Origin of the sequence: Deinococcus aquaticus (assembly GCF_028622095.1) — a bacterium.
GTDB lineage: Bacteria > Deinococcota > Deinococci > Deinococcales > Deinococcaceae > Deinococcus > Deinococcus aquaticus.
On sequence record NZ_CP115166.1, the window covers coordinates 178,628 to 190,330 of the forward strand.

Sequence of the window (11,703 nt, forward strand, 5' to 3'; positions counted from 1 at the left end):
TTCAACCGGAGTGCGCATCAGTGGCGCCGCAACTCGCTGCTCAGGCGCTCCCGCAGGCGGGCGTACACCTCACGCGCCACCTGATCCAGGTCCACGGACGGCGTTCCCTGCGCCCGCCGCCCCACTGGAGGCGCGCCCGCCTGCGTGTCCCTGGCCTCCTGCGGCTTCGCGCGGTCGGTGGCCGCCGCGTTCACCACGTTGCCCAGCCCACCCGGACCCGCCAGGCCCGCACTCTGCAACCCCAGCGCTGGCGGGAGCGCCGGCCGGTCCGCCGCCGGGAGCGGTGACTGGAATTCACGCGCCGGATGCGCCTCCCCCCACGTCGAGGGGTCCGGGCGGTCGCCGTGACCCGCGCCGAACGATCCGGTTTCCCACGGCAGCGGCTCCCACGGGGCCGGCAGGCCCGGCAGGCGGCGCGTGGGCTGGCCGGCACCGTCAGGCCCGTGAACGCTGGCGTGCTCGGTCGCGAGCGCCACGGCCTCCTCGGCGCTGCTGTCCGGGCGGCCCGGCGCGCGGCGCAGCACGTCCGGCACGAACCCGGCAGTCTTCTGGCGAAGCGCGTGCGTGAACTCGTGCGCCGCCAGGGCCCGCCCCGCCCCGGAATCCAGCGGCGTGTCCGGCGACAGGAACACCGTGCGCCCCACTGTGAGCGCGTCGGCCTGCGCCGCCTGCAGGGCCGCCGGTACGCCCGCATTCCGGATGACCCGCACGTCCGCCACCGAGGTGCCCATCAGCTGCGCCAGGGACGCCTGCGCGCCCGGCGCCAGCGGCTGCCCGTGCCCGTCCTGCCGCACGGCCGCCTGCAACGCCCGCAGCACCTGCGACTGCGGACCGTTCAGACCCGGCCCCTGCGGCGCACCGGCCAGCGGCACACCCAGCGGCGTGACCGCCTGCACGCCCGGCACGACGGGAAGCTCGGCGCCCGGCCGTGACCCGGTCAGCGGACCGGTCTGCGCGCCCGGCAGGACCGCCTGCGGCGCCGCTGCCCCCACGACCGGCAGGACCACCGGCACCAGCCCCGGTACTGCCGCCCGGATCTGCGGACCCGCCCCGAACAGCGACGGAAGCGCCGCGCGAACCACGTCGTCCCACAGGGCCGGCGACCCGCCCACCGGCGGGACGGGCACGCTGACCGTCTCCGGCACCGGGACCGCTCCGGGCAGCGGCAGGGTTGACCCGCTGACCGGCAGAACTGGTGACCGCCCCACACCCGGCAGGCCCGGCATGGACTCCGGCAGCGGTGCAGACACGGGGAGCACAGACACGGGGAGCGGTACAGACACGGTCACCGGCACGGTGAGTCCGGCAGGCGGCGCGGTCCCGGCCGGCTGGAATCCGGACCCCGCCGGCCCCTCCAGCACACCCTCCAGGCTGGTCTCGCCGGGCCCGGAAGCCTCACCTAATGCGGGCAGCACCGGTGCCGGACTGGCCGGGAACCATGACGGCACGACAGGCGCCGGCAGCGCGAACTCGCCGGGCCCTGAAGCGGCGCGGGCCGGAACCGGCGCGCCCGGGCTGTCCGCCGCGAAGGCGTCAGGGGCCACTGCCACAGCCGGGACCCGGTCAGGTGGCACCGCGACGGCAAACGGCTGACCGGGAGCCGGTGCGGCCGCAACGGGCCACGCCTCCGGGCTGAGCGGACCGGTTGCCTGTACCGGCAGCGTCACAACCTGCGGCACTGGCAGGACCGGCTGGGGCAGCGTCGGCAGGGTCAGGGCCGGCGTGGGGATGGTCTGTGCTGGCAGAGACTCGACCGGACGCGTGGCCGCCGCCGACACGGGCAGGTCGGTCACCGGCACCTCCAGGGCGGGCGGCGCGGGCATCACTGGCACGGGCTGCACCGGGGCCGGCGGGCGCAGTTGCTGTGGCGCCTCCGCCCTTCCCCGGGCTCCCTTCACCTGAACGTCTGGCTGGCCGGGCGCCGGGGTCTCCACCTGGGGCAGACGTTGCACCGGCACCGGGGCGGCAGTGAGGGGCGCCGCAGCAAGCGGCCGGGCAGACAGGCTGGCCGCAGGCGAAACCGGGCGCACCGGATCGCTCCCGTCGGTGACCTCGACCGGCGGGACTGGCCGCAGCGGCGACAGTGCGGCCAGCGACGATTCTGGCAGCGGCGATTCTGATAGAGATGGGGCCGACGGTGATGGTGTGAATGGTGAAGGGGCGAACAGGGAGGGGGCAGGAAGGGCCGGCTGAGCGCTCACCGGTCCGGTGACCGTGTCCTCTGCGGCCAGACGGGATACAGCGGAGGTCGGAAGCACCGGTCCTGCGCTCACCGGGTCCGGCGCCTGCGGCTGTCCATCCGTCCCGACCGACTGCGGGCCGGGAGCCGCTGCCACCGCTCCGGTCGGCGTCACGTCCACCGGCGCACCTTCAACCGGTGGGGCTTCACGCTGGTGCGGCGACGGGAGAGTGGGCGGCGCCTGCACACCAGCCGGCCCGGGGGCGGCCTTCACGGGCGCTCGGGCCTCCTGCTGCGCTGACTGCCCCCCTGGTAACCCCGGAAGCTCTGTGGTTCCTTCAACTGGCGCCTGAACGGGGAACGCGGCGGGTGCCGGTGCGGGCGCGCTGAGCCTCGGCTCGCCGCGAACCGGTGACGCTGCGCTGCGCCCTTCCGGGAGTGGCTGACCGGAAAATGCGTCCCGGCGCGCCTCCAGGGGCACTGGCGTGGGGTTCAAGAGACCAGTCGCGTCACCGGGCCTGACCGGCACCGGGGCCGTCAGGAGCGGGGATTCCAGCGCAGGCCATTCAGGCGCAGGAGGGATCGCCACGGGTGTGACCGGGAACGGTGGGGGGGATGGTGGCCGGGCATCTGGTCGCGGGGCAGAGGGTGCTGGGGCAGGCGTCGGTTGGGCGAAGTGGGGCGCGGCGGCCTCGGGAGCCTGGGCAGACGGCACGGCGGGCGCGGGCGGCTGAACCAGCCCGTCCGCTGCCACGGGTGCGTTCTGGAGGGGGCGCTGGGCGGCATTCAGCTGATCCGGCAAGTGATCCAGCAAGGCCGCCTCCGCTGCGGGTGCCGGTGCTGATACCAGTGCTGGGGTTGGCGGCGCGGTGGGCGCGGCCGACTCCACGGGTGCTGGGCGTGCCACGGGTGCTGGCAGCGTGTGAGTGGGGGGCTCGCTGGCCCGCGCGTCATCCCGCACGGCCTCGTCCTGCGGTGGAACCGGCGGGGCGTCGGCAACTGGAAGACTGGTGGTAACGGGCCTATCCTCCGCCTGGACTGGGCCGGGCTGGACTGGCCCGGGAGCGCTCGGCTCCGCGGGATTCGTGGACCGGTCCCCCAGGTCCAGTGGCGCAGGCGCACCGGGCAGGACGGCGTCGGCCGATGACGGGGCCGGACGCACGGACGGCAATGTGGCGCCCGGGAGCACGCCCACCGGCAGCACGGCGGCCGACGCGGCGGCACCGTCGTCAGCACGGTTTGTAGGACGGTCGTCAGGTCGCCCGGTCACCACCGGGTCTGCCGGACGCTCCGCGCGCAGCGGGCCGGGAGGCACCCGATCCGGCTGGGCCGCTTCAGGGGTCGGGATCACCGGCGTGGGTCGCGGTTCCGCTGGACGCACCGGCACCGGCGCGGGTGGCGTCTCCGGTCGTGGAGTGCGGCGCCCCAGGAAGGGCGGCGCGGCGGAACTGGGCAGGGGGTCCGGCCCGACTGAAGCGGCCGTCAGGGGAGACACGCGGGTCGGTCCGGCGGTCGGCGCCGCGCTCCCGGCCGTCGGCTCCGCCAGCGCCGGTGAGACCACTGGAGTCGGTGGCTGTGCGGCGTGGTCGGATTCCAGCGGCGCGACCACGCGGGGCAGGATGACCGGGACGGACGGTGTCATGACCGACTCGCGGCTGCCGGCGGCTGTCCCGGTCGCGTCGGTGTCAGCCGCGTTTGTGTTGGTCGCGTTGGTGTCGGCTGGAGCGTCGGCCAGTGGCCAGTCGGTGTCGGGCCGCATGACTGACGGTGCGTCCGGCTCGCCTGACGGTTCCGTGAACACGTCCGGCCTCACCGGCGCAGAAGCCGGTCCAGGCTGGCTGGTGGGCTCCACTGCCGGCCCGTTGGGGAACGGTATGTCTGCCGTGCGGCGCTGCACGCTCCCGGCGGCAGGGTCCGGGCCGGGGCTCACCGCGTCAGGCCGTCCCGGGACCGGAGCCGGCGTCACGGGCGGCGCGGCGACCCCGCCCGGGTCCGTCTGGTACGCGTCAGGCTGCGGTCGGTCAGGGGCGGCCCGTTCGGGTGCGGCGCGGGTCAGCGGTTCGGCCGGGCGTGAAGGCTGGGCTGCGAGCGGTGCCGATGGCGGCGCGCTCGCTTCCGTGTTGCTTTCCCCGGCGCGGGCCTCCCCAACACGGTCTGGTGTGGGGCGTGCCGGGCTGGGTGCGGCGTCGGGTGGCGTGCCTCCGGTGCGGGCCCGGCCCGCTGTGTCCGGTTCCTCGTCCGGGTCGGACGGGCCGCCGTCCGGGGCGCTGCGGTCTGCGCTGCGCCCACTGCGGCTGGCACGGGCGCGCAGGCGCGGCGTCACGCTTCCGCGCGCGCCCGGTTGGTCGGCGCGGGGTGGGGCGGCGCGGTCCACGGCTGCGTCGGCGTCCAGTCCGGCCGGGGGCAGGGACACGTTGCGTTCCGGGTGGTGATCCTGCCAGGTGTGCAGCTGCCCCACGCCCATCGCGGAGGCCTCCACCTCTCCCTTCTCCTCCAGTTCCGCAAAGCGGTTCAGGCGCGCCAGGATGTTCTGGGAGACCTCCTGAGGGATGGGGGGCGCGGGCTTGACGTCCTCCTCGACGACCGGCGCGGCGATGGGGGCCACCTGCGGGCGCGGCCGGCGCGGCAGACGCACCGGAATATCGTTGTTCCCGGACTTCAGCAGTTGTTCCAGTTCACGGCGTTCCTGTTGCTGCCGTTCCCGCACGTCGGGCGGCAGAACCTCCGGAAAGATCAGGGCCGGTTCTTCCCCGTCAGGCGTGGCATCAGGTGCGGTCCCGTCGGACCCGGCAGTCTGCCCAGGTGGGCGGGCAACGGCGGCCGGGGCGGACTCCAGGGGCCGTTCAGGCGAGGCGGGTGCCGGCGTGGGAGAGCCCGGGAGATCCTGTTCAGCGGGGGAGACCGGAACGTCAGGAGTCCGGGCCGTCACCTCGGCCGGGGCGGGCGCCTCCTGTACCGGTCCCGTCACGTTCCCGGGGGCGCGGGTGGGTTCCCCGGCCGGGGCTGCCAGTCTGGCGGGCGCAGCGGAAACGGCGCGCGTAGCCTGTTCAGCGGGTGCGGCCTCCTGCGGCCGGGTGGCGGGGCTGGTTTCCTGGGCTGGTTTCTGGGCGGGTTCCGGTCCGTCTTCCCGGTTGCCGGGGGCCTCTGCGGGCGGCGTGTTCAGGGCCATGGTTTCCATGAACGACGCGGGCCGTAGTGGGGAGGGACGGTTGGCGTCCTCCCCGCGCGGCGCGGCGCGGGCAGGCAGCGGTTCCGGCGGCAGCAGACCCAGCGGCGGGTGCGCGCTCAGCCCGGCGGCCAGGGCCTCCTCCACGTCCCCGTACGGATCGTTCATCAGGGGTGCAGGGGGGCTGGCTGGTGGTCGGGGAGCTGGACTGGGCTGGGCTGCCGCCGGGCCGGGCGGTGGGGCCGGGCTGCGGCGCGCCTCCGTCAGAAGCGGTGCGTCCAGACTGGGCTGAGCATTCCATTCGGGCTGGGCAGCCGGGGGCCAGTCCGTCAGGTCGTCTGGCCCGGCGGGACCGCTGGGGGCCGAGAGCAGCCGGGCCGTCACGCGGCGTGGGCCGCTGCGGGTGATGGCCACTGCGCCGCTGGGCTGGGCGCCGCCGGGCCGGGAGGGCAGGGCCGGTGACCAGGGGCTCAGGGGCGTGGGCGGGGTGGGAATCGCCGCGAGGGCCGCGTCACTCCGGGGATGGTCGCGCTGGGTGACGGCCATCTGCGAGGCGTGTTTCAGGCGGCGCAGCCGCTCGTCGAAGATACTCACAGGACTCCTTTGGGGGGCCGGGCGGGGGCCGGGCCGCTGGTCGGGTACGAATTCCGGCTGACACGTCTGCGCGACCTGTCAGTCCGGGTGAAGCGGGGAGCGGCGAACCGGGCGGCTCAGCGGCTGAGTTGCAGGAAGCCGGAGTGGGCCAGTTCGAGGGATTCGACGGCGACGGCGTCTCCGTTTCCGTTGAAGGTCGGGCCGCTCCACTTGACCGGGTACGCCTGCAGCAGCTCGAAGCGCATGCGGACCTGCGGGTCGGCGGTTCGGAGGTAGTGGTTGCTGCTGTCCCGGACGCTGGTGGGATGGTCGTACACGGTGATGGTGATGTTGCGCACGTCCAGATAGCCCTGCACGACGTTCAGGTGCCATTCGAGCAGTTCGTTCCCGGCGACCATGCCGCGCTTGAGGATCAGGTTCCCCACGCGGGAGCGCACAGGCAGGCGCAGCACGCGGTCGTTCACGCCGCCCTCGATGAAGTCCATGGTCTCGGTTTCGACCTGCAGGCCGCTGACTTCACTGAACGCCGCGTGCTCCAGGCCGTCGATGGACACCTGATAGCGGTGGTTGCTCAGGACGTGCACCGACGTCTGCTGCGGCGTGACGTTCCGGAACTGGCTGGCGTGCGTCATGGTGCGTTCGGACGGCGCGACCGGGCGCGGCTGGAAGGTCTGCCCGGCCGGGTGGCGCAGATCGGCTCCGGCGCTGAAGTTGATCTGTCCCAGCGGGCCGACGCTGAGGGACGCGCTCACGCGGGGTCGGCCGCCGTTGAAACTGGCGTTGGATCGGAAGGTCATGGCCACTCTCCTGTGGGGCGGGTACCGGTCGGGTGCGGAGGACCGGGCCTCTAGGTACGTTGAAGCTGACATTGCGAGCTTCCGGGAAAGCGCCGAAACCTCTCCATTCCCGCTTCAACGTACTTCTGCTGCTCCGCGCTCCGCGCGGTTTATCTACAAGATAAACGCAGTGTCCTTAGCTCCGGCCGGTGCGGCGGGTCAGGTCCAGGCGCAGGTCGTCCAGCATCAGCTGGTACACGCGGCGGGTCACCTCGTCCAGATCGATGGTCACGGGCGTCTGGGCGCGCGCGCCGACCGGAACGGAGGCGCCCGCCGCGCCGGATGGGCGGGGCGGTGCGGCCGGGCGGGGTGGGTGGGTCACGCCGGGTTGCCGGCGCCGGTCAGGTCACTGCCCAGGTCCAGTTCCAGGATGGCTCCGCAGTGCGGGCATTCCGTCTCGATCTGGCCGCTCATGAACTCGGGCGCACCCTGCGGCGCGCCGGGCGCTCCGACCGGGCTGCTGAACGGGCTGGTGAACTGGGGCTGCGTGAAGGCGGGGGCGGGAGTGGGCGCGGCGTTCATCTGCGCGTACAGCGTCTGCAGGTACGCGAAGTCGGCGGCGGGCAGGACGGCCAGCACGTCGGGCGTCACGGGTGCGAACGGCCCGAGGCGCGTGACGACCCGTGAGAGCAGCAGCAGCGGGTAATACGCCTCGTTGCGCTGCACGCGCGGGTCGCCCAGCGGCTCGATCTCGTCGAGGGCGGTGGCCAGGCGCATCACGCCGCCGCGGTGAATCTGCCCGTCGGACGTGTGCAGTCCGGCGGGCAGCATGAAAGACAGTTCGTTCACGCGTCAGTCCGGGTCACGGGTGCTTAGCCGCCCGCGGGGACGCGCTTGTAGCCCTCGTGGGTGATGGTCAGTTCCTCGATGGCGACCTCGTTGCTCTTGGCGTCGTAGGTGGGGCCGTTCAGTTTGCTGGGCCAGGCGCGCTCGAAGGTCCAGGCGGCGACGGGCTCGCCTTTCTGGTTGTGCAGGGTGATGGTGCCGCTGCGGCGGGCCTCGTCCATGTTGCCTTCCTCGACCTGCTGACGCCACACCCACATGTCCATGTCGTTGGTGATGCCGCGCTTGAGGACGATGTCGTTGTACTTCATGGTGCCGGGTTCGCGGATCAGGACGGCGCGGCCCTTGGCGTCGGTGGCGCGGTACTCGACGACCTGACTTTCGCTGCCCAGGCCGCTGCATTCGCGGAAGGCGCCGACCACCTTGTTATCGAACTGAACGCTGAAGTAGGCGGCAACGAGGGGGTCCTTACGGGTGGGTGCGGTCATATGAATACCTCCAGTGAAAGAGCGGGGAGCAGGGGGACGCAGGAGTCGGGATGGGGGACACAGGGCGTCCCCCGGAAGTCAGGCGGTGCGGGTTACTGTCCGCCGCCGGCGTACTGGCTGAAGCGGAACACGATGAATTCGGCGGGTTTCACGGGCGCCAGGCCGATCTCGACCTGCAGGACGCCACGGTCGCGGATCTCGTCGGGGTTCAGTTCGGCGTCGCACTTCACGTAGAAGGCCTCGCGGGTGGTGTTGCCGAACAGGGCGCCGTCACGCCAGACGCTGGTCAGGAAGGAGTTGATGTCGCGGCGGATGCGGAACCACAGGTTCTCGTCGTTGGGTTCGAAGACCGCCCACTGGGTGCCGCGTTCGATGCTCTTCTCGACGTAGTTGAACAGGCGCCTGACCGGCACGTAGCGCCACTGGGCGTTGCTGGACAGCGTCCGGGCGCCCCAGACGCGCACGCCCATGCCGGGGAACTCGCGGATGCAGTTCACGCCGATGGGGTTCAGGATGTCCTGCTCGCTCTTGGTGATCTGCAGGGCCGGCCCGAGAATGCCGCGCAGGACCTCGTTGGCGGGGGCCTTGTGCACGCCGCGTTCCACGTCGCTGCGGGCGTAGATGCCGGCCACGAAGCCGCTGGGCGGGACCATCATGGGGCTGCCGTCGGGGCCTTCGATCTTGACCCAGGGGTAGTACATGGCGGCGTAACTGGAGTCGAAGTTCGTCTCGACGTTGCGCCACTGCACGGCCTGCTGGGGGGTCAGGTCCGGGGGCGTGTCGAGCAGCGCGATGCGGTTGGCGTTGCGTTCGCAGTGGTCGATCAGGGCGCGCTGCACGGCCTTCACGCCGTCCGCGCCGATCATGCCGGCCTGGTAGGCGCTCATCAGGTCAGGCACGGCGATCATGCTGACTTCCTCGGCGATTTCGAGGCTCTCGATCCCGCTGCGGCTGTCCACGCTGCCCACGAAGTCCTGACCCTTGAGTTCGCGGCCTTCCTCGATCACGTTGCTGTGGGCCTGCAGCACGTAACTGCCGACCTCGGGTGCACGTTCCACGAGGGGGCCGGTGGAGCTGGCTTCCTCGATGGTGATCAGGGTGCTTTCCTTGTTGATGACGTCCGCGACGCTGCGGCTGTGCTTCTTGCCGATCGAGACGTTCGGGAAGGTTTCGGTCACGTCGTTGCGGGTGACGCGCAGCGTGAACAGGCCGTCGCTGCCCTCGTCGGGACCGGCGGGGCCGCCGTCGGCCGGTTTGCCGTCCTTGCCTTTGGGGGCCTGGTCGGGTTTGACGGGGTCGGGGGCGAGGACCTCGATCTGAATGTCGCTCTGGCGGCTGTCGCGGGCGACGATGCTGAGGCTGGGCACGGCCTTGCTGGCGCGGCTGGGAAGTTGCAGCGGCCGGGCGGCCTCGACGGTGCGCGCGCCCTTGGCTTCTGCCTGGTTGGGAACGAGGCGCACGACGTAGCAGCGGGTGCCGCCGTTGTTGAAGTACGCGTACACGGACTGCGCCAGGTACGCGCCTTCCATGAAGGGGTTGCGTTCGCCGCCGGCGGTGACGGTTCCGAAGATTTCCTTGAATTTCTGCCAGTTGGCCACGAACACCGGGGTGTTGGCGGGACCGTTCGGGGCGAAGCCCACGAAGGCTGCGGTGGTGGTACTGACGCCCTCGATGGGGCGGGGACCGCTCTGGGTTTCTTCGACGTAGACGCCTGGGGATAGGTATTCGGCCATGGAGTTCCTCCGGATAGACAGCAGGGTTAAGGGGGGCGCGCCGGGTCTGGCGGCACCCTCGGGTTGTGAGATACCCAACATGGCAGACCGACCGGACCGACTCAAGCGAAGTTGAGCAGACGCGGGCGGGGGGTAGGTCCTATACTGACCAGTCATTCATTCAGAGTCGAGGCCGAAACTTGAAAAATAGTGTTGCAGGACGACAAATTTCAGTGCGAAACTCCACAAGCCGCCCGCTGGTGGGGGCCGCTGGGGGGATGCCGGATCCACTGTCTTCAGGCCCGTCCGGGCAGGGGTCCAGCGCGTGATCGACGAAGTTCAGCAGTCCCTGAAGGAACTTGTCTATACCGAGGCGGGCCTGCCGCGTGACGCGCTCGACATCCGCTTCGCGGCTCCCACACCGGCCTGGGTGTCGGGCCTGACACGCCCCACCCTGAACTTCTTCATGCACGACCTGCGCGAGAACGCCTCGCTGCGGTCCATGGAATTCACGCACGCCCACACCGGTCTGGGCGTGACCCGCACCCTGGCCCCGCGCCGCATGGACCTGCGCTTTCTGGTCACGGTGTTCTTCAAGGCGCAACTGGACGAACTGGGCCGCGACGAGTGGCAGGTGCTGTGGCGCGTGCTGGCCGCCCTGATGCGCCAGGACGAATGGGAGGACCGCTATCTGCCCGCCGCCGCCCGCGACACGGGCCTGGGCATCCTGGGCCTGATCACGCCCGGTGACGCCAGCAGCGGCGTGTTCAGCAGTCTGGGACAGGCCGTGCGGCCCCACCTGAACTACACCGTGACCGTCCCGCTCGACCTGGGCGTCACGACCCGCTCCCCCATGGTCCTGGAACGCGACCTGAGTTTCCGCGCGCAGGCCACGCCCGGCGAGCAGCCCCCCGTTTCCCGCCGCGTCCGCAGCAGCTGGCAACTGCTGGACGAACTCGGGCAGCCGATCGCGGACGCCCTGGTGCGCAGCGAGGGTGGCCGCGATGGCAGCGGCGCGCGCGCCTTCAGTGACGAGGCGGGCGTCGTGCACCTGAACGTCAGCCGCAGCGAGGTGCAGCAACTGCGCGTGCTGACCCTCGACGGCCGCGCCCTGACCCTCCCGGCCCACGACCACGCCGCGACCACCGGCGCACCCGGCCCACACGCGCTGCCCGCTGAATCACCGTCGCCCAGCGCGCCGCTCTCGCCTGCCGAGCCGGGGTCCGCGTGACCCGCCCCGTTCCCCGCTCCGCCCTCCGCTCCGCCCCTGGCCCCGCCGAGTACCGCGCCGCAATCTCGCCCACGGAACGGCCCGCCGTGAGCTACAGTGCCGCCGATCCCACCCGGCCCGCCCCGGCCTCCGCCCTTCCCGGTTCCGTTCTCAGCTGGCCCGCTCTGCGCCGCGCGCAGGACACAGGAGGCCCCCGGTGACCCAGTCCAGACTTCCCACCCAGCCCGCCGCGTCGCCGGCCGCTTCCCAGGTGTCCCGCCCAGCAGGCCAGTTGCAGGCCACGCAGAGCAGCGTCGCGCGGGTCGCCGGGTCCGGGCGCGACCGGGCCGACGTGCTGGGCACCGGCGTGGCCTTCCCGATCGGCGTGAACCCGCGCGGGCAGCTGGCCATGGTGTCCGGCGAGCGCGCCGTGACCCAGGCGATCCTGAGCCTGCTGATGACCGCGCGCGGCCAGCGGGTCATGCGCCCCGAGTACGGGTGCCGCATTCACGAACTGGTGTTCGCGCCCGGTGACGCCACCACCCTGGGCCTCGCGTCGTACTACGTTGACGAGGCCCTGCGCGCCTGGGAGCCCCGCATCGAGGTCGATCAGGTCGAGGCGCAACTGGACGCGCAGGACACCGCCCGCATCGTCGTGGACATCCGCTACCGCCTGAAAGACAACCCGGAGCCCCGCTCGCTGGTCTTCCCGTTCTACCGCTCCCTGTAACCCCC

At 72.1% G+C, this 11,703-nt stretch carries 8 protein-coding genes; 2 read left to right on the plus strand and 6 right to left on the minus strand.

Annotated elements, in window-relative coordinates:
* Positions 1-17: 17 nt before the first annotated feature.
* From M8445_RS15735 to M8445_RS15760, 6 genes are all read right to left on the minus strand, one after another.
* Complete coding sequence (locus M8445_RS15735; RefSeq protein WP_273991236.1) at positions 18-1,793, minus strand: eCIS core domain-containing protein; 1,776 nt, start codon at positions 1,791-1,793, stop codon at positions 18-20.
* Positions 1,794-6,055: 4,262 nt separating this feature from the next.
* Positions 6,056-6,736, minus strand: coding sequence for a phage tail protein (locus tag M8445_RS15740; protein WP_273991237.1), 681 nt, complete (start codon positions 6,734-6,736; stop codon positions 6,056-6,058).
* Positions 6,737-6,911: 175 nt separating this feature from the next.
* The gene (locus M8445_RS15745; RefSeq protein ID WP_273991238.1) at positions 6,912-7,097 is read right to left on the minus strand and encodes a hypothetical protein; all 186 of its coding nucleotides are present in this window, start codon (positions 7,095-7,097) and stop codon (positions 6,912-6,914) included.
* Positions 7,094-7,564 carry a hypothetical protein gene (locus M8445_RS15750; protein ID WP_273991239.1) on the minus strand — a complete coding sequence of 157 codons (471 nt, stop codon included), beginning with the start codon at positions 7,562-7,564 and terminating at the stop codon, positions 7,094-7,096. The genes M8445_RS15745 and M8445_RS15750 overlap by 4 nt, the downstream gene beginning before the upstream one ends.
* A gap of 23 nt (positions 7,565-7,587) precedes the next feature.
* Positions 7,588-8,046, minus strand: coding sequence for a phage tail protein (locus M8445_RS15755; RefSeq protein WP_273991240.1), 459 nt, complete (start codon positions 8,044-8,046; stop codon positions 7,588-7,590).
* A 92-nt stretch (positions 8,047-8,138) separates the two neighbouring features.
* Complete coding sequence (locus M8445_RS15760; RefSeq protein ID WP_273991241.1) at positions 8,139-9,779, minus strand: phage tail sheath family protein; 1,641 nt, start codon at positions 9,777-9,779, stop codon at positions 8,139-8,141.
* 304 nt (positions 9,780-10,083) lie between these two features.
* Here M8445_RS15760 and M8445_RS15765 point away from each other — a divergent pair, with 304 nt between their 5' ends.
* Together M8445_RS15765 and M8445_RS15770 are read left to right on the plus strand one after the other, a co-directional pair.
* Complete coding sequence (locus M8445_RS15765) at positions 10,084-10,989, plus strand: Pvc16 family protein (RefSeq protein WP_273991242.1); 906 nt, start codon at positions 10,084-10,086, stop codon at positions 10,987-10,989.
* A gap of 196 nt (positions 10,990-11,185) precedes the next feature.
* Complete coding sequence (locus M8445_RS15770; protein ID WP_273991243.1) at positions 11,186-11,698, plus strand: GPW/gp25 family protein; 513 nt, start codon at positions 11,186-11,188, stop codon at positions 11,696-11,698.
* The last annotated feature ends 5 nt before the right edge of the window (positions 11,699-11,703 follow it).

Coding starts and splice junctions, on each gene's coding strand:
- M8445_RS15755 (WP_273991240.1), bottom strand. CDS start 8,046: ATGACCGCACCCACCCGTAAGGACCCCCTCGTTGCCGCCTACTTCAGC.
- M8445_RS15740 (WP_273991237.1), bottom strand. CDS start 6,736: ATGACCTTCCGATCCAACGCCAGTTTCAACGGCGGCCGACCCCGCGTG.
- M8445_RS15760 (WP_273991241.1), bottom strand. CDS start 9,779: ATGGCCGAATACCTATCCCCAGGCGTCTACGTCGAAGAAACCCAGAGC.